This is a genomic window from Roseovarius sp. (genome assembly GCF_040219995.1).
Classification (GTDB): domain Bacteria; phylum Pseudomonadota; class Alphaproteobacteria; order Rhodobacterales; family Rhodobacteraceae; genus Roseovarius.
On record NZ_JAVJUC010000046.1, the window covers coordinates 50,696 to 76,824 of the forward strand.

Here is a 26,129-nt window from a genome sequence, read left to right on the forward strand (position 1 = left end):
CGGAACCGTTAAACCGGTCCACCCGGAGCAACTATTGCGCCGCTTGGGAGGGCATCTCAGGCAGGATGTTGTGGTTCAGCCTGAAAAAATTCTCCGGATCATAGGTCGCCTTTATGCTGCGGAGCCTTTCGAGGTTTCCACCATAAGCATCGGCAAGTCGGCCCTCCTCGTCGTCGGGCATGAAGTTGACGTAGACGCTGGGGGCCGCATCTGCAGCGGTCTTGTCAAAAAGATCTCGCGCCCATTCGATGCACGCCTTGTCTTTTGCCGTCTCACTCCAACGCGTATGCACATTCATGGTGAAATGCGCCGCACGCTGCGGGAAGGCAGTTGCATCATTGGCAACGCGCGCCATCGCGCCGCCCACATGCGCAATGAAGACTTCGCACTGCGGACCTGGCAAGGCATTGATCGATTTGAGGATCGTATCAATGGTACGATCGGTGAGTTCGATGAAATCCCGGCTTTTCCAGTAATTGCGCTCTCCCGGCGTCAAAAGCGGATCGAAGGCGGCCTGCCAGCCAACAAACGGATGTGGGCTGATCACATCGACGATGGGTGAGCCGAGCGCTCGAAGCCCAGCCATCGCAGCCTCGCCGTCTTTCATGTCACCAGCATAGCAGGCAGCGAAGATAAGCACCTCCTTGCCGTGCCATTCCTCAGGCAAAAAAGGTAGCGGCGGGGCCTTGCGTATGACCGACCAGACGGTGAGTTCGTCGGGAGCATTCGCACAGATGTTTCGGAATTGCTTTAGCAGGTCCGGAGCATCCGAGACGGGGTGAATGACCAGACCAGATAAAACCTCGGGCCCCACCGGATGGAGGCGGAACTCGAACGATGAAACTACACCGAAATTGCCGCCGCCGCCCCGCAGCGCCCAGAACAGTTGCGGGTTCTCGGTATCGCTTGCACGGACGATACTGCCGTCGGCAGTGACAACATCAGCCGAGATCAGGTTGTCGATTGTCATCCCGAATTTTCGCGTGATCCAACCAAAACCACCGCCCAATGTCAGGCCCGCGATCCCCGTGGTCGAATTCACGCCGACGGGAAGGGCCAGTCCGTGAACCTGCGTCTCCCTATCAACATCCGCCAGCAAGGCCCCGGCTTCGACCCGGGCGGTCCGGGTCGCCGGATCAACATGAACAGAGCGCATAAGAGACAGGTCCAACATCATTGCGCCGTCCTCGACCGCCAACCCCGCGATTTGGTGGCCACCGCCGCGCACCGACATCAGGATGGCGTTATCACGGGCGAACTTGACGGCGGCGCGGATGTCACTGGTCCCGAGTGCCCGTACGACAAGACCCGGGCTTCGGTCGATCATTCCGTTCCAAATGGTCCTGGCCTCATCAAAGCCGTGGTCGCCCAGAGTGGCGGTGTAGCCGCGAAGTGCGCTATCAAGCGTCTCGCGCGTCTCGGCATCCACCATTTTGGTGCAACCGTCCAAACCTTTCAGTTCATTCATGGCTGTCATGGCGTCCTCCCTGTTTTGGATCTTCAAGTGTCCGACCGTTCGCCGGACCCTACAGGTCAGGATGCTGATTCTTCTCTAGCTCAACCAGTGTTCAAACTGGACCGGTCGGGTCAAGAATATCGACTGGATACATTGTAGCGCCTGGTGCCATGACCTGGGTCGCGCGAGATTTTCACGGCCTGTGCGCTGGCACTGGTCCACGAGGTGACTTGCGGCGGCTGTCGTCACTCATCGCGCATGTGACTCTGGCCCCGCAGGATTTGAAGGACTTCATGCGCCAGATCTCCGTGCCACGTGACAACCCCGCCGAAGCCACCGCCTATGCCGCGTTAATGCATGAGGCAGACCACCTTATGCGCTTGATCGAGCAGGCCGAGCGTCGCGGCTTCGTCCGAGTTCTGCAACATGACTTGGTCACACAGGGGCCGACGGGCTGGTTTGCTGCCGGCCTCTCGCCCTCCCGGGCGCTGGACCGTACCAGCATCAACACGCAGATGGCGCGTATGGTGAGATGCTGAGCACTACCGTCTTCCATAGGGAACAAATGAAAGGGACTGCAATGAAAAGGGCGAAAAACGCGATGAAGAGGCTCAGCATGATGTCCTGTACTTCAAAATCCGATCGGCACGAAATGACCTTTGGTCAATGACACAGACAAGTGCCGGCCCGATGCGATAAAAGACAACGGAGGGTCAAGTTCGGACAAGGGTGTTTGCTGGGCCGGCCTCCGCAGCCATGTACGGGTCTGCTTGGGTCAGGGTGGCCTGTAGAGCGGTTAGCGTCAATCTGCTGCGGCTTTTGCCGACCAGCGCGCATTCGCTGACATCAGCTTGCGACCGGTGTCGCGGCTCATACCCTTGCTCAGCAGAATGCGAAAATCCGGGTCACGTGCGTTCAGGCGTCGCAGCGCATCGCCCGAAATCACAAAAAGGCGCGACGGGATTGCGATCCGAACCGTGGCAGAGGCCTCTCCACCGGTCAAAACATTCATCTCGCCGATCAATCCCGAGGTGATCGTACAAATGACCTGACCGCCGGATATGACCTGCACCTCGCCATCCGCCAGAAAGTAAAGGTTGGCGACCGGCGTGCCCTCTTCGGTCAGGATGGAACCTTCAGCGGCGTCGATCCAATTGCCCCGATTCAGAAAACGGCGGGCCATCGGGCGCGGCATGTCCGTAAAGACCTGCTGCAACATGGCCTCTTCTTCTGCCGAAAATCGCACATGGCCATTGATCCATGCAAGACGCGCTATGCCCATCAGGCTTATGACGATCCACGATACCTGTATGATGGCCGAAGACAGGTTGAACGCCACGGTCAGGCTGATCAGAACCAGGCTGGAGGCGCAAAGGTTCAGGATCGCGTAGGTATATCCGCCGCCGCGCAGAATGCCCGCCTGGAGCAGTGCATAGGATCCCAGATAGACCACCACGCCCGCAAGCCCGGCCGCGTTGAACACCTGATCCGTCAGGAAATATTCCATGTCTCTGACTCCACCAGCATTATCCAGCCCTACAACATGGGACGTGATGGGACCAACAGGAATCATTGGCCGCCAAGCAGCACTTTCATGTGGCATTTCTCCCGGAAACCCACTGAAATTTATCAGGTATCTGCATAGGGATTACGGCGTTACAATCCGTTCGGAAGTTCGGTGTCCTGTCGTGGTTCTTCTTGCCGCGCCACGCGCCTCATTCCGCTGCAGCGCCAGACCACAGCGCACAAGTCCCCTCCATCCCGTGACAGACAGTTTCAAGAACCTTTTCTCAACCGGAAGTAGTTGCCGGAACGCGCTACACAATGTCCGACTCCGCCCCGAAAAATCTTTACTTGCTGCATATGGAAACTACACTGCGGCGACATTATGAACCCTAAGGATCGAAAGATGACCGAGCTTGAGAGCATGCTCGATGAGCTGGGATTTCACCAATACTATTCCTTGTTTCAAGACAATGATATTGACCTGACCCTCGTCGCGGATCTCAGCCTTGATGAACTCAAGGAAATCGGCATCGCCTCACTCGGACACCGCAAGAAATTATATGCAAGGTTTCAGACGCTTGCCGCATCGAACGCGGCCACAGACACGTCTTCAAACGAAACTGCGGACGCCGGGTTAGAAGCCGAGCGCAGGAATGTAACGACCGTATTCGCAGATCTGAACGATTACACGGCCCTCTCGCGCGACCTTGATACCGAGGACATGCACGATGTCCTGTCCTGCTTCTACGAAAGTCTGAACGAAATCGTTGTGCGGATGGGCGGCACCATCGACGGCCATAGAGGGGATTGCGTCATCGCCGTCTTCGGCGCCCCGGTGTCTTATGGCAACGACACCGAACGTGCGCTGCGCGCGGCCTCTGAGATGCATCGCGCGATGGATGAAATATCTCACCGTTTCGGACGGGAGTTGACCATTCACGTTGGGGCTGCGGTTGGCAATGTCCTGTTCTCAAGACGCGGATACGGTCATCGCAAGGACGTAGATTTCACGCTGACCGGCGATACCGTGAACCTTGCCTCTCGGCTGGCGGACCGGGCAGGCCGCCGGGAGACGCTGATCGACCACCTGATCTATCGCTCGCTCAGCCACAAGATCGTCTGCGATACGCCCTTGTCCCTGGAGGTCAAGGGATATGATGTGCCGATCCTCGCACATCGCTATATCGGGTTTCGCGAAACGACCGAGGTGAAACCGCTGGTCGGGCGGGATCGCGAAATGGCGGTGATGCGGAGCGCGCTTGCAGGCTGCGTCGAGCGTAGCACGGGCGAGACGATTTATGTGCGGGGCGACGCGGGGCTTGGCAAGACCCACCTTCTGCAGGCGACGAGATTCGCGGCGGACGAGGCGGGGTTTGAGACGCACACGGCGCAGTTTCTGGATTTCGGATCGGGCAACACGCATGACCCGATCGAAAAACTCGTCAAAAGCATGTGCGGCCTGCGAGACCGCGCGCGGCAGTCCGCCATCATGGTAACGGTTTCGAAACTCGTCGAGGCAGAGGTGCTCACACAGGCCACCGCGATCTTTGCGGTGCAGATGCTTGGCGGGAAGCTTGACCGTGATATGTCGCTGATGCTGAGCGCGATGAGCGACGATGCACGGACCGAAAGTTATCGCGAAACGCTGCGGCGGCTATTGCGTCATTTTTCCGCACAAAGACCCCAACTCATCCTTGTCGAAGACATCCACTGGGCCGACCCTGACGCCCTGCCAATGGTCGATTTGCTGATCGAGGAAAGTAAGATCAATCCTATCCTGCTTCTGATCACATCGAGGATGGAGGGGATGGTGATGGAGGTCACGCTTGCCCCCATCGACAGTTCTGCACGGGTCAGATGCATGACGCTCGAGGCGCTGACAGAATCCGAGGCACTTGCTCTGGCCCAGAAAACCCTGCGCGTCACCGAGGAGTTGATCGAGGAATGCGTCGAGAAGGCCCAGGGCAATCCGCTGTTCCTGGTGCAGATGCTGGCGCATGCAACCGACTCCAACGGCCGTCTTCCGAGTTCGATCCAGAGCCTGATCCAGGCAAGATTTGACCGGCTCGGACCCGTCGACAAAAAAATCCTTCAGGCTGCGGCCATCTTTGGCCAGAGGTTTGCCATGGCTGCGGTGACCCGCATTTCCGGCATCAGCGTCTATGACGAAAAGCCGCTGGTCGAAGCGGCGCTGATCAAGCCGACCGATGACGGGTATCTGTTCGCGCATGCGCTGATCCGCGAAGCGATCCTTCAGACCATTTTGCGCAACGACTTTCGCGCTCTGCACAAGGCCGCCGCGCGCTGGTATGCCACGCAGGATCGCAGGCTCTATGCCCAGCATCTCGCCGCCGCGATGGACCCAGAGGCCCCTGAGGCGTTTCTCGAAGTTGCACAGGATGCGCGAGAGCGCTTCCAGCGAGAAGAGGCACTGCGGCTTGCTGATGCGGGTCTTAGCTGTGCGCCGGACACACAGACCAAGGGGGCGTTGCTGCGGGTCAAGGCCGATGCGTTGCGCGATGCAGGGCAGAACGACGCGTCCATCGAGTGTTTTAGGTCGGCGCGGGATTGTGCGCAGACACCGCTTGAAATCTGCCAGTCGGAAATCGGTATCGCGTCGGCCATGCGCATTCTCGACCAGATAGATGACGCCTACAGCGTGCTGGACCACGCTCAGGATATCGCGGAAGAGGCTGGGCTGATCGCCGAGTTGAGCACCATTCACTACCTTCGCGGCAGCCTGCATTTTCCGCGCGGTGATCTGGACGGCTGCGAGGCAGAACACACCACGTCACTCGATTACGCTCGACGCGCCGACCTGCCAAGGCGTCAGGCACTTGCGCTCAGCGGCCTGGGGGATGCCGCATATGCACAGGGCCGCATGTTCTCGGCCCATGACGTCATCGAGAAATGCCTAGCCCTTTGCCAAGAGCATGATCTGGTCGATGTCGAAAGCGCCAATCTTTTCATGCTGGCAACCGCCAAGATCTATATGAACGAAACCGAGACCGCGCTGGATTATGCACTACGATCGGCGGATCTCGCGGCACAACTCGGGATGCACCGGCCCGAGATCGTCTCGCGCCTGACCGCCGGATGGATTCTCACGTCGATGGCGCGTTTCGAGGACGCACGTTTCGAGATTCAATCAGGTCTGGATCTGGCGACGAAGATCGGCGCATTGCGCTTTGAGCCGTTCCTTGAAGAGACCAACGCGCGCATCGCGTTTTATGAAGGTAAACGGACAGAGGCCGCCGCGATTGCCGAAAACGCGCTGCGCAAGCTGCGCGATCTGGGTGCCGAGACCTTTATCGGCCCTTGGGTCATGTCCACGGTCGGATTGACGACACCGGATGCGACCCGGCGCAAGACGGTTCTCGCCGAGGCGGAGGCCCTGCTGGCAAAAGGATGCGTCGGACATAACTATTTCAGGTTCTATCGAAACGCGATGCAGGCCTGTCTCAACGCGGGTGAGCATGACGAGGCAGCGCGCTTTGCCGACGCACTGGAGACCTACGCAGGCGAAGAACCAACACCGTGGTCGGATTTTCACATCGCCCGGACTCGGGCGATGCTCGATGTCGCCTGCGGTCGCGCAGATGAAGAGACGTTGAAAGACATCATCCGCAGCGCGCAGGACGCCGCGTTGTTCAATTCTGTGCCGACCATCACCGGTCCCGGCTCTGTATCTGTAACGAGTGATATAACGTGAGATTTTTAACCTGACCCCAACCGGAGGCTATGCATTTTATGTCCGAGATTTCCATCACCCCCGAAACACCTGCAACCCCGCTGACCGCCGCACAGTGGGACATCGTTCTCGGTGCGCTTCCCGATACGCTGTCCGACAAGGCACCCCAAGCTCTGATGAAGCGGTTCAAGGCGCACAGTTTCACGGATGAGACAGTCCTGCCCGCTACCGGACTTTATATCGTGCTGACGGGGGACGTTGCGCTGTCGCATAAGCAGGACGTGCTGGCCACCGCCAAGCCGGGTGACTACTTTTACGAAGAGCACCTGGAATTCAACGACCTGCCGGTCAGCCTGACCGCGCGTGCTGGAGCGGGAACAGAGGTTGCCTTTCTGTCCGCAACGGAGTGGCACGACCTTCCCGATGAGACGCGCATCGCGTTCTTCGCCACGTTCTTCGGCGAACTTGTCACCGAGCGGATGGAGCATTTTCAGCAGACCATCAACTGTTGCAGCGTCACTGCCGCAGCCCTCAGCCTGTCGGCCCTCGGCTTTCCCTGCGACGTCAATGACATCTTCCGTAAGGCCAACCTGCCCAGTGCCTATGTCGTCAATACCGGGATCGCCCTTGGCGAATTGTTCGACATCGCCTGCACCTACATTCACACCAAGGGCCTGAACGACCGCGTGAAGGTGCGCGTCCATTACATGGATGCCGACACCACGGACGAGCACATGCTGCGCGACGGCATCATGGAATCCGTGCAGGTCGCCGGCAACAATGACATCATCGTCGCAAATTTTCAGGTGGGTCTCGCGCATGGCCGCACCGACATGCCGGGCGGGCATTTCGCCGTTATCGCGAAATGCAATCCCAGCACCGGGCTTGTTCACATGATGGATGTCCATCCCGAGAAATACGGCAAGATGTGGGTGACCACCACCGCCCGGCTGCATGCCGCGATGTCCGATCGTGACGGTGGGTCACTGCGGTCGCGCGGCCTGCTGCGGTTCTCGGCGCGCGAGGCGATGGATACCGAGTTGACGACCTTCGCGCAGGACTGTCGCTATGTCGACAGCACCGCGCATCTTGACATCACGAACGAGAAGCGCCGCGAGATGTTCCGCCGTTCCACGCCGAACCTGAACGGTCTCAGTGTCTTGGCTGAAAGTTTCGAGCTGTTCGGCGATCACTGGGCGAGCGAGGACAAGCTGCTGCGCTCGACCGACGTGTCCTATACGGAATCGCTCAGCACGATCCGCTCGGCCAAGGAGCTGGCGGAGATCGCCCATCAATATCTCGGGAAGTTCTCGGATCTGCATCTCGATGCCGAAAGCCGCATCTTCGAGGAACGCGATGAGGACGAGGCAGACGATCCCGAGGCGTGGTTCACAGAGCAACTCGACCAGCTTGGTACAGCGTCGCAGCGGCACCTGATGGTCAATATCGACCTCAACGCCGTGCTGGGGCACGAGGCAGTGGCAATCCCCGAAAGCGCCTATGTCGAGACTGCGCTTTTGCAGGAATTCTGGTGCCTGTGCATCGCCTATGACGCCGATACCGATTACGTGACGCTGGTCGACATGAGCCCGGCGACATCACAGGTCTGGCAGGTCCCGCGCTCTCACCTGTTTCGCGGTCTGCGCGAAAAGCGCAATCCGTCCATGGTCCTGCTGTTGCGCAAGGACGTGCCCAAAGATCCCGGCGACGTCACTCGCCTGATTTCCGAGAATACGCTGGCGCTGTTTTACGATCCTGACGACTCGTGGTCCTACATGCTGCAAAGCATCCTTTCCAACATCGGCGTGACCAAGATCTTTCAGCAGGACGTGTCTGGCAATGGCACGCTGGCTTCGCGGATGCGCCAACAACTGGAGCGTCTGACCGGCAAGGCGACAGTGCCCTACATGTTCCTGAACGGCGAATACCTTGGGCGGCGTGACGATATCGTCAACGCCATCCTCAGCGGATCGCTTCAGGAACGGATCCGCGCGGCTGGCCTGCCGGCCCTGCCCGCCGACGAGACCCCCAGCCTCGAGCACAACCTCTACGGCTATCCCAAGGGCGGGCTGACCGAACCGCGCGACGGCAAACGCAACGTTCTCTTGTGCGCCTGCGGGTCCTCCGCCGCCGACAAGGTGCCGCGACTGGTCGAGGAACTGACCGCCGCGGGCCACCATGTAAAGCTGGCCCCGTCACCACAGGCCGAACATTTCTTCAAGGATTTCGGAACCGAAACGATCCTGAACAATATCAAACACAGCGACATCTACCGCGACAGCGACGAGTGGAACTTTCGCTACGAGCAATTCGACATGAAAGTGCGCGCCTCGCATCTTGCCTTGTGTGACTGGGCTGATTGCGTGATCGTCGCGCCGATCACCTGCAACACCATGGGCAAGGTCGCGAACGGGATCGGCGACAGCCTGATCACCTCGGTCTTCGTTGCGTGGCAGTACCAGAAAAAGCCGGTGATCTTTTGTCCGGCCTGCAACACCAACATGTGGAACAACATCAACACGCAGAACAACGTCGCGCAATTGAAACGTCTCGGCGGCACATTCGTGGGCCCAAGATCGGACAAGCTGTCGAATGGCATGGTCGGCGTCGGGGCGATGGCGACACCCGAGGAAATCCTGGCGGCCCTCGACGTCGCCTTTGACGACCTTGATCATCAGGAGCACCGGGTGATCAAATGGGCGCAAGAGGCATCACGCCAGAATGACGGCGGCCTCTGGCCAAGGATATTTCGCACGATCGAGGAACAGGTGGTCGGCGTGAATATCGTCGACGAGGAAAGCGGCGATAGCCTGCTGCACTTTGCGGCGGGCGGCGCGGGCGAAACCTCGGGGCATGGCACGGCTCAGGGCAAAACGGATCTGAACGCCGCGCGAAAGCTCATTGAGTTGGGGATCGACGTTAACATCGTCAACGCGTTCGGCTTCTCGGCGATGCATGTCGCGATGAAGAATCGTGCCGAGGACATCATCAACCTGCTGCTTGATCAGGACGACTTCAACGTTAGGAGTTGCCTGCAACTGTTGAGTGAAGTGGAATTGTCCGAGCAGGTCTATACCCGCCTGGTCGACTGGTCGAAAAAGTTCAATGTCGATGATCCAGACGCGGTTGGTCTGGACAGTGCCGGGCAGGACAGCCCGGGCACCGAGGCCGAAACAACCCATCTCTACTTCACCTATGGCTCGCTCAAACGCGGCTTCCCCAATCACGACAAGTACAAGGATCTGTTGTCGGACTTTGTCGGCGAGGCCAAGACCTTTCAACGTGTACCGCTGGTCGTTCAGAACGAACCCGCCTGCACCAACAACAAATGCCCCTACCTGCACCGCATGGCAACACTCGTCGATCTGAAAGGCCATGGACAACAGGTCATGGGCGAGGTTTACCGGGTCAAGTCGAGCGGACTGAAAGAGATCGATAAGCTGGAGGGCTACAACGGCCCGGGGCAAAAGAACACCTACATGCGCAAGACGATCTCGGTCGTCGTCAACGGCGAGAAAGTGCAGGCGCATTGCTACTTCATCGCCGAGCCGCAGGCGTATATGCAAAGCGTGAAAGACGGGACATCCTCGATCCTGTCAGAATACACTCTGGACATGGCACAGGGTGCGCTCAAGCCTGGATGGGAGACCCCGATCGGCGGCTGACCCACCCTGCCCCGCACGTTCGCCAGCCCGCCCGTCTCGTCGACGGGCCGGTTGGCGAACCCTGCTTTCAATCAAAATACTTAAGTATTTTCAGCTACATGAAAGTCACCTGAGGCCCCCTTGAACTTCGGGTTGAAACACGCGACAGTCTTCACGAGGTAGATAGATGCACGACAGTCGAACCGCGACCGCCGGGCAAAAATCGAGGGGGAGGGGCCGGTATGGTCGTGCGAACCATCAACGGTTTGAATGAAATCGTTGGGCGAATAATATCTGTTCTGGCCATCATTTTCGCCGCGATCATCATTTATGATGTGGTTCTGCGCTACATGTTCAGCGAGCCGACACGTTGGGCCTTTGATGTGTCCAAGCAACTCTTCGGTTTCTACTTCGTGCTGCTCGGCGGTTACGCGCTACGGCACAAGGCGCATGTGCGTGTCGATATCCTGACTGAAAAGCTGGGGCGCGGCGGTCAGCGCATCGCCGACCTGCTGGGCTACGCGATCTTCTTCTTCCCCTTCGCCTGGGTATTTCTCACCCGCTCCTGGGATTTTGCCGCGCGCTCCTGGGCGCAGGGTGAAGTCACCTATGGGGCCATTCAGATGCCGGTCTATCCGCTCAAGATGGCGATGTGCGTCGCTGCCGGGCTGTTGCTGCTACAGGGGCTCGCCGAGGTTCTCAAGATCATATTCGACCGGCAGGAGGCCTCTGAATGAACCCCGAACTCATTGCCGTTTTGATGTTCGGCCTGCTTCTTCTGGGCCTCTTTCTCGGGCATCCGCTGGCCTTCGTTCTGGGCGGCACCGCAGTGCTGACCGCGATCATCGCCGGAAAGCCGATGGTTCTGGGCATCGTCATCAACCGCATCTTCGGCGATGTGCTGGACAATTACACCCTGATCGCGATTCCGCTCTTTGTCCTGATGGCCCGATTTCTATCGGATTCAGGCGTCACCGACCGAATGTTCGAGACGCTGCGACTGATGCTCAGTCAGGTGCGCGGCGGATTGGCACTCGCGGTGGTATTCATCTCGATCCTGCTGGCGGCAACCACGGGCATCATCGGCGCGTCGATCACCGTGATGGGCGTGATGGCCCTGCGCCCGATGCTGCAATACGGCTATGCGCCGTCGCTCACCGCCGGGGTAATCGCCGCCTCGGGCTGTCTCGGCATCCTCATTCCGCCGTCGATCATGCTGATCCTGATGGCCAGCTATTCGCCGCTCTCGGTGGGCGAGTTGTTCGCGGGCTCGATGATCCCCGGCGTGCTGCTCGGCCTCAGCTACGCTGTCTATGTCTACATCATCTCGGTGCTGCGCCCCGACCTCGCCCCGGCGGTGGAGCCCGACGAGAAGGTCGAGCGCGCCACACTGATGCGGATGCTGGCGGTCGAGGCGCTGCCACCGCTCGTGCTCATTTTCGGCATTCTCGGCTCGCTTCTGGCAGGCATTGCCACCGCGACCGAGGCGTCGGCGATCGGCGCGGCGCTCGCGCTGCTGATCGTGATCGCGCGCGGGCGGTTCAGCTTGGCACCTTCTACGGCGCGATGCTCGAGACCGGGCGCACCTCGGCGATGATCCTGTTCATCGTGGTGGGTGCCACCGCATTCACGGGCGTGTTCAACATCACCGGTGGCCTGCGCGCCACGCAAGAACTGATCCGCACGCTCGACATGGAACCGTGGATGCTGATCACCATGATGATGGCGATCGTGTTCATCCTCGGGGCGTTTCTGGACTGGACCGGGATCGTCCTGCTGTCCTTCCCGATCTTCCTGCCGATCATTCAGGAAATGCCCGACGTGAACCTGCTGTGGTTCGTCGTGCTGATGGCCGTCGTGCTGCAAACCTCGTTCCTGACGCCACCATTCGGCTATGCGCTGTTTTACCTGCGGGCCATCGCGCCCAAGGATTTGCGCACTGGCTCGATCATCCGCGGCGTGCTGCCGTTCATCGCGCTGATTGTTGCGATGTGTGTGCTCGTCGCGATCTTTCCGGCGCTGGTCACCTGGCTGCCGGATGTCCTCTACACCAAGTAACCACAACCATGGAGAAGGGAGATACCATGACCATCAAGGCATTCGTACTCGCGGCGGGGACCGCGACCGCGCTGGCCGGGCAGGCCACCGCGCAAGAGAACTGGACGATGACCACAACCTGGCCGTCCTCGCTTGAACTGATCGAGACCGACCGTCACTTCGTCGATCTCGCCAACAAGCTGACCCAAGGCGAATTGACTATCGAGTTCTTCGACGGCGGCTCGCTCGTGCCCTCGGGCGAAGTCTTTGGCGCGGTCGAATCGGGCACCATCCAGGCGGGGGCCGACTGGCCGGGCTACTGGGCCGGGCGCGACGCGGCCTTCTCGCCGCTGGCCACGACGCCAAGCCTCTTCAACGCCGTCGATTACGTCAACTGGATCCAGCAATGGGGCGGTGCCGACCTCTATAACGAGATCTACGGCAACTATAACATGGTCTATCTGCCCTACGGCGTGACCAACAACGAATCCGGCTTCCGCACCAACGAGCCGATCCGCAACCTCGAAGACCTGCAAGGCAAGCGCCTGCGCCTCTCGGGGCTGGAGCAGGGCAAGCTGCTGGAACGTCTAGGCGGCAATCAGGTCTCCATGGCAGGTGGCGAAATCTACCAGTCGCTGGAGCGTGGCGTGATCGACGGGGCCGAGTTCTCGACCCCCAATGTCGACTGGTCGGGCGGCTTTCAGCAGGTCACCGAGTATTGGGCGACGCCGGGCTGGCACCAGTCCGCCTCGGTCTTTGGTGTGATGATCAACAAGTCCGCCTGGGACGCGCTCAGCGCCGAGACGCAGGAGAAACTGCAGATCGCCGCTGACGCAACGCTCTTGTGGTCGCTCGCCTTCACCGAAAAGCGCGCGACCGAAGCCTATGCCAAGTTCGACGAGGCGGTCGAGATCAACCGCTATGACGACGAGACGCTGGCCAAGGTTCAGGAGATGGCCAACGAGGTGATCGTCGAGACCGCCTGCGAAAACCCGAACTCGGCCAAGGTCTATCTGAGCATGGTCGAGTATCTCAACGACTACGCACAATGGCGCGATGCCTCGGCTCCGTTCAACCTCGGGCGCACGCCCAACGGGCCCGACGCCGCCGCCCTGCGCGATTGCGTCAAGTAAGCCTGACGCGCACCGACAAAACAAATGCCCGCCGGAAACGGCGGGCATTTTTCATGGCTGCCCCTGACTATTCCGCAAGATGACAGGCCACCCGGGTGTCGCCAATTCTCCGCATCTCCGGGCGCTCGATGCGGCAGCGCTCAACGGCCAGCGGGCAGCGCGGGTGAAACGCGCAGCCCGGCGGCGGGTTGATCGCGTCGGGGATCTCGCCCTTGGGCGGATCGACCTCGCGGCCATAGGCATCCATCCGTGGGGCCGCATCAAAGAGCATCCGCGTGTAGGGGTGCTTGGGGTCGCTGAACAGCCGGTCGCGCGGCGCCTCCTCGACCAGCCGCCCCAGATAGAGCACGCCGATCACGTCGGCCATGTGATGCACCACCGTCAGATCGTGGCTGATGAACAGGTAGGTCAGGCCAAACTCCTCGCGCAGGTCCGACATGAGGTTGAGCACCTGGCTCTGCACCGAGACATCGAGCGCCGAGGTCGGTTCGTCGCAGACGATGATCTTGGGCTCGGACGACAGCGCGCGGGCGATACAGATACGCTGCCGCTGGCCGCCGGAGAATTCGTGCGGATATTTGCCCGCATCCGCCGCCGAGAGGCCCACCTGTTCCAGCAGCCGCTCGGCCAACCCGTCGGTCTTGCCGCCGCGCGCGGCGACCGGTTCGGCGATGATGTCGCGCACCCGCCAGCGCGGGTTGAGGCTGGCGTAAGGGTCCTGGAAGATCATCTGGATATCGGCGCGCACGGCGTCGATCTTCTTTGCATCGGTTTCGCTCGCCAGATCGACGCCCTCGATCTCGACCATGCCCTCTGACGGGGGCACCAGCCCGACGATGATCTTGCCGATGGTGGATTTGCCCGATCCGCTCTCGCCCACCAGCGCGTAGACGCTGTTCTCGGGCACCTCAAAGCTCACCTCCGACACGGCGGTCAGCAGCGCGCGAGGCTGACGCTCGATCACCCGGTTGAGCCAGGGTTTCGAGACGTCGAAAATGCGGGTGAGGTTCTCAACCTTGATGATCGGGCTCATGCCTCGGCCTCTTCTGTCGCGTCGGTGTTGAGCGGGAACCAGCAGGCGGCGCGCCCGTCGCAGCGCTCCAGCGTCGGGCCCGGCTCCTCGCGGCAGCTCGGCTGCGCGCGCTCGCAGCGCGGGGAAAAGGCGCAGCCGGGGGGCAGGTTGCCCAGCCGAGGCATCGCGCCGGGGATCTGTCGCAGCCGCGCCCGGCCCTGGCTTGCGAGCGGGGTCGAGGCCATGAGACCGGCGGTATAGGGATGCCGGGCACGGCCCAGTACCTCGCGCACCGGGCCAAGCTCGGCCAGTCGCCCGGCATACATCACCGCCACGCGGTCGGCGGCCTCGGCGATCACGCCCATGTCATGGGTGACCAGCATCACCGCGACCCCCCTCTCGCGGCAGAGGCGCTTCAAGAGCACGATGATCTGCGCCTGCACAGAGACATCGAGCGCCGTGGTGGGCTCGTCGGCGATCACCAGGTCAGGCTCGGCGCAGAGCGCCAGCGCGATCACCACCCGCTGCCGCATCCCGCCCGAGAATTCGTGCGGATAGCTGCCCATCCGCTGGCGCGCCGCCGGGATGCCCACCTCATCAAGCGCGGCCACGGCGCGGCGGCGCGCCTCAGACTGGCTCACATCGAGATGTTCGAGGATCGTCTCGGCCAGCTGATCGCCCACGGTCAGCAGCGGGTTGAGCGAGGTGAGCGGGTCCTGAAAGATCATCCCCATCCGCTTACCCCGCAGCCGCCGGAGCGCCTCGCCGCGCAGGGAATGCACCGGCTGGCCGCTCAGCAGCACCTCGCCGGAGGTGATCCGCGCGGGCGGGTCCAGAAGGCCGATCACGGCATTGCCGGTCATGGACTTACCAGCCCCGGATTCGCCCACCACGCCGAGGATCTCCCCTGCCGCGATATCGTAGCTGACGTGATCCACGGGCCGCAGGACACCATGCCGCGTGGGAATTTCCACGACGAGGTCGCGGACGGAGAGGACGGGGGTATCGGTCATCGCAACCTCGGGTTCAGCGCGTCGCGCAGCCAATCGCCCAGCAGGTTGATCGACAGCGCCAGCGCCAGCAGGGTCATGGCGGGGAAGAACAGGATCCACCATTCACCGGAGAACATGAACTCCTGCCCGATGCGAATGAGCGTGCCGAGCGAGGGTTTGGTGGGGGGGGCGCCGACGCCGAGGAACGACAGCGTCGCCTCGGCGATGATGGCAAGCGCCAGCGAGATTGTCGCGATCACCAGCACCGGGTTGAGCACGTTGGGCAGGATGTGGCGCAGCATGATCGAGAACGGCGTGCGGCCGATCAGCCGCGCCGCCTGCACGTATTCCTTGTTCTTCTCGACCAGCGTGGCCCCTCGCACCACGCGGGCGAACTGTACCCAGTCGCTGAGGCCGATGGCGAGGATCAGCACCCAGATCGCCATCGCGTCGCGATGCTCGGGCGGGGTGATGCCCTTGGCGATGCCGAAGATCAGCATCGCCACCAGGATCGCCGGAAAGGTCAGCTGCACATCGGCGACGCGCATGATGATGGTCTCGGTCCAGCCGCCGAGATAGCCCGCCATCAGGCCCACGGTGACGCCGATGAGCATCGCCAGGAACACCGCCGACAGGCCGACAAACAGCGATATCCGCATCCCGAACAGGATCGTCGAGAACACGTCGCGCCCCTGATCGTCGGTGCCCAGCACGAAAAACTCGCCGGTGAACTGATTGGCCTGCCCCGGCGGGGTAAAGCCGTTCATCAGGTTGAGCGTGGCGGGGTTGAACGGGTCATGCGGTGCAATGAGCGGCGCAAAGAGCGCCCCCAGCATCATCAGCAGCACCACCGCATAGGAGACCACCGCCACCGGCGAATGCCGGAACGACCAGATGAAATCGCTCTCCCACATGCGGCGCAGGCGCGAGGGGGGCGGGGGTGTTGTGGGTGTCTCGATTCGGGTCTCGGCCATGTCAGTGCCCCCCTGCGGTGCGGTCGACGCGCAGGCGCGGGTCGACCGCGAAATAGAGCATGTCGACGATCAGGTTGATGCCCACGAACATCACCGAAATCAGCATCAGATAGGCGGCCATCACAGGGATATCGACGAACTGGATCGCATTGATGAAGAGCAGCCCGACGCCGGGCCATTGAAACACCGTCTCGGTGATGATCGCAAAGGCGATGATCGAGCCGAGTTGCAGGCCGGTGATGGTGATCACCGGCACCAGCGTGTTCTTGAGCGCGTGGCGGAAATTGATGGAGTTCTCGCGGATGCCACGGGCGCGGGCAAAGCGGATATACTCCATGCGCAGCACCTCGAGCATCTCGGTGCGCACCAGCCGCATGATCAGCGTCATCTGGTAGAGGCCGAGGGTGATCGCGGGCAGTATCAATGCCTTGAGCCCGCTTTCGGTGAGAAAGCCGGTGGTCCACCAGCCGATGCGCGTGACCTCACCGCGCCCGAAACTGGGCAGCCAGCCAAGCTCGACCGAAAAGAGGTAGATGAGCAGGATGCCGATAAGGAAGGTGGGCAGCGACACCCCGATGAGCGAGACGGTCATGATAACATTGGCCGCGACCCCCCGTCGCCAGATCGCGGTGAAGATCCCGAGGGCGATGCCTCCCGCAAGCGCCATGAGGCCCGAGACGAAGGCCAGTTCTAGCGTGGCGGGCAGGCGCTCGACGAGGATTTCCGACACCGGCCGCCCCTGCCGGTAGCTCAGCCCGAAATTGCCCTGCACCGCCTGTTCCAGAAACCGCCAGTATTGCACCGGAAAGGGCTGATCTAGGCCCAGTTCGGCGGTGAGCCGCGCGATATCGGCCTGGGTGCGCTCCTGCCCCAGCATCGCGTCGACCGGATCGCCCACGAAGCGGAACATGGCGAAGGCGACAAGGCCAACGACCAGGAGCACGAGCACCGATTGGGCGACGCGTCGAATGATATAGGCCAGCATGAATGACTCCGGCTCGCGAGGAGAAAGGGGAGGGCGGCAGGCGCAGGGCCCGCCGCCCGTCCGGTCTTACTTCATGGTGAAGTATTTCACCTTCGGGTCGTCCTCGGGGCTGACCTCGATACCGACATTTTCCTTCATCCCCCAGTTCAGCACCTGGTGGTGAATCGGCAGGTAGAGCACCTCGTCCTGCACCGTGTTCCAGATCTCGGCGATGGTCGCGTTGCGCTTGTCGAGATCGGTCTCCGACGCGAGGCTCACGATCTTGGCGTCGAGATCGGGGTTTGAATAGCCCGTGCCGTTCCAGCTGCCACGCTCTTCGCCGCGCGTATGCACGAGGAAGTTGAAGATATACTCGCTGTCATAGGTCGGAACACCCCAGCCCAGCATGTAGAAATCGGTGCCCCCCGAGGAGATCAGCGGGAAATGCTGCGCCTTGGGCTTGGCATCGAGATTGACGGTGATGCCGATCTGGCCGAACATGCCGACGGCGGCCTGACAGATGCCCTCGTCGTTGACATAGCGGTCATTCGGGCAATCGAGCTGGATCGAGAAGCCGTCGCCATAGCCCGCCTCTTCCATCAGCGCCTTGGCCTTGTCGGTATTGGTCTCGACCTGGTCCATCTCCTCGGTCCAGCCATTGACGAAGGGCGGCGCGATGATGCCCGCAGGCTGGCTCTGCCCGCGCATCACCACCTGACGGATGGCATCGCGGTTGATGGCAAGGTTCATCGCCTCGCGCACGCGCACATCCGCGAGCGGGTTCTTGCCCTCGACATTGTCGTTCGGGATGTCGTCAGGGCCCTGATTGAGACCGAAGAAGATCGTCCGGTTCTGCGGCGCGGTCTTGACCACCAGACCGTCGGTGCCCGACACCCGCTGGAGATCCTGCACCGGCACGTCCTGAATGAAATCGACCTCGCCCGAGAGCAGGGCCGCCACCCGCGTGGCGGCGTTCTGGATCGGGGTGTAGACGATCTCGCTCACCTCCATCGGGAACTGGTCCATGCCCCAATAATCGTCATTGCGCGTCAGCACGGTTTTCACATCCGGCTCGCGGCTCACCAGCTTGAACGCGCCGGTGCCGTTGGCGTTGGTGGTGGCGTGGGTCGTCTCGCCGCCATCCACGTCCTGCACCTCGACCACGCCATTGGCCTCGGCCCAGCCGCTATCCATCATGAACAGGTTGGTCAGGTTCGAGGGCAGGATCGGGTTTGGCCCGTCGGTGACGAATTCGACGGTGTGATCATCCACCGCGCGCACCTCCACGACCGAGGACAGCAATTCCTTCATCCGCGACTGTTCGGATTGCGCGCGGTTGATCGAAAAGACCACATCCTCGGCGGTGAAATCCGCGCCGTCGTGATAGGTCACGCCCTGCCGCAGGTTGAAGACCCAGACATTGGGGTCGTCTTCCTTGGGGGCCCAGTCGGTGGCAAGCGCCGCCTCGAACGCCCCGGTCATGTCGCGGATGATGAGCGGCTCATAGACCTGATGGGCGAGGGTATGGGTCGGCCCTTCGTTTTGTGCATGCGGATCGAGCGTCAGCGAATCGCCCGCTCGTGCCCACCGAAGCGTTTCAGCGGAGGCGCCAATTGTGGTGCTGGCCAAAAGCACAGCGGTCAGAACTATCGTCTTTTTCATGATTATCTCCCTGTCAGCAGACCCGGGCCGCAGCGCGGGCTGATAGCGACAACAATAACCAAGTTTGTCACGCCTTCAACAAAACCCTCGGGTAAAGCAACACGGCGCGCCCCATGCCAGGGCGCGCCGCTCAATTGGATCGCATCGCGGCCCGCTTTCAGGCCATGGCACCGATCAGACTTCTGCAAGGTTCCCAAGCAGAACACCAGTCAGTTGCAGATCTCCACCTTCGATGATCGCGCCGCTTTCCGTACCGGTTTCATAGCTCACATTGCTATTCGACGTGCCGCTGAGGTCCTGTGTATCGTCGAGGAAAACCCATCGCGGTGCATTCTCAGTCTCAAGCCCCACTGCAAAGCGCAGGATGTCGAGTGCGTCAGTCACGTTGACCGCGCCGCTCTGATCGACATCCGCTGCAATGAAATCCATCGCATTTGCAGGGCCAAAACTCGGATTCAGCCCGACCGCAAGGCGCAGCGCATTAAGCGCGTCAGTCACGTCGATACTGGCATCGCCCGTATCAAAGTCGCGCACCGCATCCACCCGGCCTTCACCGGTCAAAGACCCGAGCCGCAGGTTATATGCGCCCGGTGTCCCGGCGGCCTGCCCCAGGATCGGCGCACCCCCGGCGGTGAAATTCACCACCGCCCCGTCGATACCCGCACCGCTCTCATCAATCAGGCTGACATTGAGCGTGAGTCGATCTTCACCAGGATTGAGCGTACCCGCAGAACCGGTATTCTCCGGGGTCGGGGCGGTCTGGTCCGACGATGATTCGATAAAGGTCTCATCCCCCGTGAGAAGGAAGTCGATCAGTGCGTTCTCGTAGGCCACTGTGCCGGGCGTAAGGCCTGCGCCTTCGACAGCTGTGCGCGCGGCACCCACAGCAATGTCGTCAAAATCATCGACACTCAGGATGTCGCCCGGCGCATCCGGATCGTAGAAGCCCTCAAGCGTCTCACCGGCATCATAGGTGAACAGGCTCTGTTCCTCGGTCGTTACCCGCCAGTCGTCGCGGAACTCGCCATACAGGTCATCAAAGGCCAGCGGGCGCTCCAGCACGGTGCCATCGGCGCGCGCGATATCGTCATCCGGATTGCCGTTGCCATCGCCCAACAAGCCCTCGACTGCGCCCGCCATGTCGGCGCTGATCTGCACGCTGAGATCGACAAACGCCTCGCGCACGATAACGTTAAGCCGCGCATCGCCGTTGCCAACCGTGCCATCCGCACCGGCGAAGATAACCGTGTACATGTCGCCATCGCGCGCAATCAGGTCATTGCCGACCTCGATGGCGTCCCCGTCCGCGATCGTCGTCACCACGCCTCCGATCGACAGCGGGCTGTCATCGGCCGAGTCGATCATCACCTCCTCGCCATTCCCCAGCCTTGCGGCAATGGCGATATTAGCCGAGACATTGGGCACCGGGTCGCCCAGATCATCGAGCACCGGCCCCATCCGCGACTGAATCTCGAAATCGCTGAAGCTGCCTTCCGAGGTGCCGCGCAGCAGCACGTATTCGCCGATGGCGTGGAAATCGTACCCCACCCCATCGAGCGTCAGCAGGTGCGGATCGCCCACCGTCCATGCAATCGGCGTGGTCGGCGGCGGCGGCGGCGTGCCGGCATCCGGATCGGCCAAAGCCTGAACGTCGGCAACGCTCAGGCTGCTGAAGATCAGATTGCCACCATTGCCCAAATCGACCGTGGTCTCGCCCCCGTTATCGGTCGCATTCGCCAGCGCCGTATTGCGCCCGACCAAACCAAGGCCCGTGAACGAGAAATCCAGCGCATCCTCGGCGGCGTTGAAATCCTCGATCACCGTGCGGCCGTTGCCGACGAAGAAGATATCGCTGCCACTGCCGCCGTTCAGCGTGGCATCCCCCTCCCCCCCGGCCAGCGTGTCGTCACCGCCCCCGGCGATTATGGTGTCATTGCCCTGACCGCCTTCAAAACGCTCGTTCTCATCAGTGCCGATGAAGGAGTCGTTGCCCTGCGTGCCGCGAAAATGCTCGAAGCCGGAGATCGTGTCGGTGAAGGTGCCGCCGCCAAAGAACACGCCGGTCGCCACACCCGTCGCGGCGTTTATGCTGACGGATTCGATAAATGAATCGTAGCGCAGCCGGTCAAAGCCAAGGCCCCCGTCGAGGTCGTTATTGCCGCCGGTGTAACGGTAGGATTCAGCATTGTCCGAGCCGACGAAGGTGTCATTGCCCGCCGTTCCGCGCACCTCCCACACCGGGGCGGTGCCGCCGATCGTCTCTGCATTGCCGAAGCCGTCATCGGCGATGGTGCGGGTGGCGAGATTGACGTCGATGCCTTGCGTTCCGTCACTCATATCGAGCCGCACCGCGCCGATGGGGTCGGCACCCTCGACACGTTCGGTGCCATTGCCGTTCACGATGATCGTATCGACCCCGTCACCAGGCTGAATACTCATCCATTGTTCACCCTCGGGCGAGACGTCGAATGTGTCCGCGCCGGAGGTGCCGATGATCGAAAGCCCCCCCGTCGTCCAGCCAGAAAGGAGCGGGAGTTCGACATTGGTGAACGTGTCGGTACCAAGCCCGCCCTTGGCCACGCTGCCGGTATTCGCGCCGCCATCGACCTGCACATCGATCGTCGAGACAATACCGCTGTAATCGACCACGACGAAGCCGCCTGGATCGGAGGTAATCCCTGTAAAGTCGATCTCGTCATTCCCGCCAGACCCCTGCACGAGATCGAAGCTGGGATTGTCCCCGGTCGTGATCAGATCATCCCCCGCCGTGCCGGTGAGCGTGTCATTATCATCAGTGCCCAGCACCAGATTGCCAGACCCCGGCGTAACGAATTGCACGTCGGCCCCGGCCAGATCAGCAGCGCTCAGGTTTCCAAACGAAACAGTGTTGCCATCGCCGAAATCGACCAGGGCACCGCCCTCAAGTTCAGGAAAAACATTCAGCGAGGCAAAGGTGCTGGCGGGGACGTCCGTCGCATTGGCAATCGCCGCATCCACCGCCGCCTGATCCAGCCCCGCCATCCGTACGATCAGCGTTTCAGTCGCAACATCGAAATCTGCAATCGTGTCATTGCCGCCGAGGTGCACGAAGGTGTCTGTACCCTCCTGACCTTCGTAGAGGTTGTCCACGAGCGCCTCGCCGGTGATCTGATCATCCCCGTCCGAGCCACGCAGATGCTCAAAGCCCGCGATCGTGTCGGTGAAGGTGCCGCCACCGGCGAGCGTGCCCGTGGCCGTGCCCGCCGTCGCGTCGATCGTGACCGATGCGATGGTGTCGCGGTCATAGCGCAGCCGGTCGAAGCCACCCCCGCCATCCAGCGTGTTGTTGCCACCCAGCGCCGTGTAAGACTCGTCACGGAACGAGCCGGTGACCGTGTCATCAAAGCCCGACCCCTGAATATCCCAGACTAAACTTGTTCCGGTGATGGTTTCGGTATTGCCGAACCCGTCATTCACGATCTGGCCGGACCCGTTCGCCAGGTTGATGTCGATCGCCTGATTGACCTCGCGGAAGTCAAGCCGCACCAGACCCGTGCCGTTGATCGAAAAACTATCGACGCCCGCGCCACCACTAAGGCTCATCCATTGCTCGCCCTCGGGCGTCACGTCAAAGGTATCGTCTCCCACGGTCCCCCGGATGCTCAGCCCGCCGATCGACCAGCCCGAAAAGAGCGGGTTATCCACTTCGACAAGCGTGTCGGTGCCCGCAGCCCCCCCCGCCGCGAACTTGGTGACCGTGCCGGTGTTCCCACCACCGTTGATCACCACGTCAATCCGGTCAAACCCGCCATAGCCGATCCCGACATAGCCATCAGTGATGCCGCTCATATCGATCGTGTCATCGCCGGTCGAACCGCTTACAAAGTCGAATCCGGTATCGCCACCGGCATTGTCCCCGGTCGTGATCAGATCATCCCCCGCCGTGCCCACGAGGTCGTCACTGCCGTCCGTGCCCAACACCAGATTACCAGACCCCGGCCTTACGAATTGCACGTCTGCCCCAGCCAGATCAGCCACCGTCAGCCCGGCGAACGTCACCGTGCTGCCGCCAAAGTCGACCTGCGCGCCCTGTGAGAACGAGCCCGACACATCGCCCGGCGCGTCCGTGGCCGCCGCCATCGCCGCATCTACCGCCGCCTGGTCGAGTCCGGCCAAGCGCACAAGGAGGATGTCTTCGCCCGCGTTGAAATCCCCGATCATGTCGTTGCCGCCCAGATGATCAAATCTGTCGGCACCGCCACGCCCCTCGTAGCGGTTGTCCACCCCGGCCTCGCCGATGATCGTATCATCGCCGGATGAGCCCCGCAGCCGCTCAAATCCACTAATCGTGTCGGTGAAGGTGCCGCCACCGTCGAAGGTACCGGTCACCACGCCACCCGCCGCGTCAATCACGACCGAGGCCACACCAGCCGAATCGTAGCGCAACCGGTCAAAGCCAAGCCCGCCATCGAGGTTGTTGTTGCCACCGGTATAGCGGTAGGATTCGGCATTGTCCGAGCCAACGAAAGTATCATCCCCGCCGGAGCCCCAGACCTCCCAGATCGGCGCATTGCCGTTGATTTGTTCTATGTTGCCATAGCCGTCATCGGCGATTTCTCCAGTCGCGAGATTGACGTCGATCCCATCGCCAAACCGCATGTCGAGCCGCAAGGCGCCGACGTCGTCATTGGGGTCAAGGCGCTGACCGACAGACGTGTTGATCGTGTAGGTGTCCTGCCCCGCGCCGCCGCGAATGCTCATCCATTGAAGATCATCGAGCGTGACGTTGAACGTGTCGTCAAAGCCCGTCCCGTCGAGCCCGAGACCGCCCACGGTCCAGCCCGCGAACATCGGATTTTCCACGCCGAGCAATGTGTCGGTGCCAAGCGCCCCCTTGTCCACCGTGCCAGTATTGGTCGCCCCGTTGATCGTCACATCGATGCCCGAGCCGAGACCGCTGTAACCCAGACCCATGAAGGCCGTGTTCGGATTCATGCCGGTCATGTCGATGATATCATCGCCCGCCGAGCCGACCACCGCATCCCCGTTCGGCGTCGCATCGCCGGTCGTGATCAGATCATCGCCCGGGGTGCCTTCGAGGAAATCGTCGCCATCCGTGCCAATCGTGCTCGATGCTGTGGGCAATCCACCATCACCAACTGTGACATTGATGTTAGCGACGTCTGCCGCGCTCAACCCCACAAAGCCGAGGCTTTCACCCGATATGAACCCAACAAGCTGGCGGTCTCCGACGCCACCGGGATCGGCAAAGAAAAAGGAATTGGCAAAGGCATCTTCAATATCCTGCTGGGTCACGCCTGGAATGTCGATGAGGATGCTGTCATTCGCGACATCGAAGTCGGTGATGATGTCATTACCACCGGAATAAACGTACGTGTCTTGCCCGGTTCCAAGCGAAACGAAATCGTCGCCAAGACCACCGCCGATGGTGTCATTGCCGTCACGCCCTTCCAGACGGTTGTCGTTGGTATCGCCCGCGAGGCTGTCGCCATTGTTCGAGCCGCGCAATTGCGCGATACCGCTTACGCTGTGCGTGAAGCCGTTGCCGTCCCAGGTGCCGGTCACCGTGCCCGCGCCCAGATCGGCTATGATCTGACCGACCCCGGACCGGTCATAGCGCAGCCGGTCGAACCCGCCGCCGCCGTCGAGCGTGTCGTCGCCACCACGCAGGATGAAGCTCTCGTTCGACATGCTGCCGGTGATATCATCGGCTAGATCGGTGCCGCGCACCTCCCAGACATCACCCGGCCCGTCGATCGTCTCGGCATTGCCGAAGCCGTCATCGGCGATGGTGCCGGTGCCCAAATCAACGTCGATCCCACCGGGTGAGCCGGTAAAGGCAAAATCGAGCCGCACGAAGCCTTCCGTACCGATGGTGAAACTATCGGTCCCGTCGCCCGCGCGCGCCTGCATCCACTGGTCCGCGCCGGGGGCAAGGTTGAACACGTCGTCGCTCGCCGTGCCGATCACGCCCAGACCGCCTTCGTTACCCCCCGCCGTCAACGGGTTCGCGATTCCAATCAGCGTGTCGGTACCAAGCGCGCCCTTGTCCACGTCGAATGTATTCGTCGCGCTGTCGATCGTCACAGTCACCGGCCCGCCAAGCGCGCCATAACCCAGTGTGAGGAACGCCGTGCTCTGGTTCATACCCGACGCGTCGATCGTGTCATCGCCCGTGCTGCCCTCCACGAAATCCCCGTCCGGCGTGGTATCGCCGGTACCGATGTAATCATCGCCCACCGTGCCCACGAGGTTATCATTGCCATCCGTGCCAGCGATAACGCTCGCGGGGCTGGGGTCGACCGAGACGCTCGTCAGGCTGCTAAAATCGATGGTCGCACCTTCGGCGAGCGCACCGGAAGCTGCGGTAAGGCCACCCACCTGAATCGATTCGTTCAGAGTTTGGAGTTGTGCAGGGGTCGTGGGCAGGGTGAGCGGATCTCCACCGATCTGAAAAACGACCGTTTCCGAAGACCCGTCCTCGTCCCGAAACTCGAATTCCAGGATATCATGGCTGGTGCCACCCGTAGTGGCAATGGTGCCCAGTCTCGTAATGTCATCATTCGGCAGGGGCACAGGTCCACCTGGCACCCCCGGCCCGCTGAGCGTGGCCGACGCAACGGCCGCCGTGATATCGACGACCGGCAGGTCTTGGGCCGTTGCGGCCTCTTCGACGCTGTAAGAGAAGGACGTTTGACCCGCCGGAATTATGAGGACAAGCGAAACCGCATTGACTTCAATGACATCGTCAGATGTGTCCCGCGATATCTGAAACCCGGAAAGTGTAAACGTCGGCATCGGAAAATTCCCCTTTGTGATGGTCTTGCGCGCCAGAATATGGCGGGATGGATATTGCCCGAGTTAAACTGGACTGTCGCTTCGCAATCAAGTTTTCAGTCGCACACTCCTTGAAAAAGGGCTGAAATTTCTCAGGATACCTGCATATTTCCCCTAAGGGTTGCGTCCATCGAACGCCACAAAACCTCGAGTTTTCCCGCGATGTCGTGCGGCGACACGACCACAGATCGGTCATATTCGCGCCCAACTCTCACCCCGCT

Annotated in this window: 13 protein-coding genes and 1 pseudogene; 6 read left to right on the forward strand and 8 right to left on the reverse strand. The window is 61.3% G+C overall.

What is annotated here, in order from left to right; genetic code table 11:
* Positions 1–31: 31 nt before the first annotated feature.
* Positions 32–1,468, reverse strand: a complete 1,437-nt coding sequence (locus RID11_RS20070) for an FAD-binding oxidoreductase (RefSeq protein WP_350142071.1) — start codon at positions 1,466–1,468, stop codon at positions 32–34.
* 158 nt (positions 1,469–1,626) lie between these two features.
* Between RID11_RS20070 and RID11_RS20075 the strand changes: the two genes are divergently transcribed.
* A complete protein-coding gene (locus RID11_RS20075; RefSeq protein ID WP_350142073.1) occupies positions 1,627–1,995 on the forward strand; it encodes a hypothetical protein in 369 nt (122 codons plus the stop codon).
* Between the two features lie 263 nt (positions 1,996–2,258).
* Here the strand turns inward: RID11_RS20075 and RID11_RS20080 are convergent, their stop codons facing one another.
* Positions 2,259–3,059 (reverse strand): cyclic nucleotide-binding domain-containing protein, encoded by an 801-nt coding sequence (locus tag RID11_RS20080; RefSeq protein WP_350142075.1) that lies wholly within the window; start codon positions 3,057–3,059, stop codon positions 2,259–2,261.
* 306 nt (positions 3,060–3,365) lie between these two features.
* On the opposite strand from RID11_RS20080, the gene RID11_RS20085 reads away from it, so the two are divergent.
* From RID11_RS20085 to dctP, 5 genes and pseudogenes are all read left to right on the forward strand, one after another.
* The gene (locus tag RID11_RS20085) at positions 3,366–6,674 is read left to right on the forward strand and encodes an AAA family ATPase (protein ID WP_350142076.1); all 3,309 of its coding nucleotides are present in this window, start codon (positions 3,366–3,368) and stop codon (positions 6,672–6,674) included.
* Positions 6,675–6,712: 38 nt separating this feature from the next.
* Complete coding sequence (locus RID11_RS20090) at positions 6,713–10,318, forward strand: flavoprotein (protein ID WP_350142077.1); 3,606 nt, start codon at positions 6,713–6,715, stop codon at positions 10,316–10,318.
* Between the two features lie 221 nt (positions 10,319–10,539).
* A complete protein-coding gene (locus RID11_RS20095) occupies positions 10,540–11,034 on the forward strand; it encodes a TRAP transporter small permease subunit (protein WP_350142078.1) in 495 nt (164 codons plus the stop codon).
* Positions 11,031–12,355, forward strand: a pseudogene (locus RID11_RS20100) (TRAP transporter large permease). The gene RID11_RS20095 and the pseudogene RID11_RS20100 overlap by 4 nt, the downstream one beginning before the upstream one ends.
* 26 nt (positions 12,356–12,381) lie before the next feature.
* Entirely contained in the window at positions 12,382–13,467 is a 1,086-nt protein-coding gene (gene dctP / locus RID11_RS20105; protein WP_350142079.1) for a TRAP transporter substrate-binding protein DctP, read from the forward strand.
* A 67-nt stretch (positions 13,468–13,534) separates the two neighbouring features.
* On the opposite strand, the gene RID11_RS20110 is transcribed toward dctP, so the two are convergent.
* The 6 genes from RID11_RS20110 to RID11_RS20135 form a co-directional block, all read right to left on the reverse strand.
* Positions 13,535–14,500: an ABC transporter ATP-binding protein gene (locus RID11_RS20110; protein WP_350142080.1), complete on the reverse strand. Its 966-nt coding sequence runs from the start codon at positions 14,498–14,500 to the stop codon at positions 13,535–13,537.
* A complete protein-coding gene (locus RID11_RS20115) occupies positions 14,497–15,492 on the reverse strand; it encodes an ABC transporter ATP-binding protein (RefSeq protein WP_350142081.1) in 996 nt (331 codons plus the stop codon). The genes RID11_RS20110 and RID11_RS20115 overlap by 4 nt, the downstream gene beginning before the upstream one ends.
* A complete protein-coding gene (locus RID11_RS20120; RefSeq protein WP_350142082.1) occupies positions 15,489–16,445 on the reverse strand; it encodes an ABC transporter permease in 957 nt (318 codons plus the stop codon). The genes RID11_RS20115 and RID11_RS20120 overlap by 4 nt, the downstream gene beginning before the upstream one ends.
* 1 nt (position 16,446) lies before the next feature.
* On the reverse strand, positions 16,447–17,430 hold the full coding sequence (locus RID11_RS20125; RefSeq protein ID WP_350142083.1) for an ABC transporter permease: 984 nt from the start codon (positions 17,428–17,430) through the stop codon (positions 16,447–16,449).
* A gap of 66 nt (positions 17,431–17,496) precedes the next feature.
* Positions 17,497–19,071, reverse strand: a complete 1,575-nt coding sequence (locus RID11_RS20130) for an ABC transporter substrate-binding protein (RefSeq protein ID WP_350142084.1) — start codon at positions 19,069–19,071, stop codon at positions 17,497–17,499.
* Between the two features lie 174 nt (positions 19,072–19,245).
* Complete coding sequence (locus tag RID11_RS20135) at positions 19,246–25,869, reverse strand: VWD domain-containing protein (RefSeq protein ID WP_350142085.1); 6,624 nt, start codon at positions 25,867–25,869, stop codon at positions 19,246–19,248.
* Between the last annotated feature and the right edge of the window lie 260 nt (positions 25,870–26,129).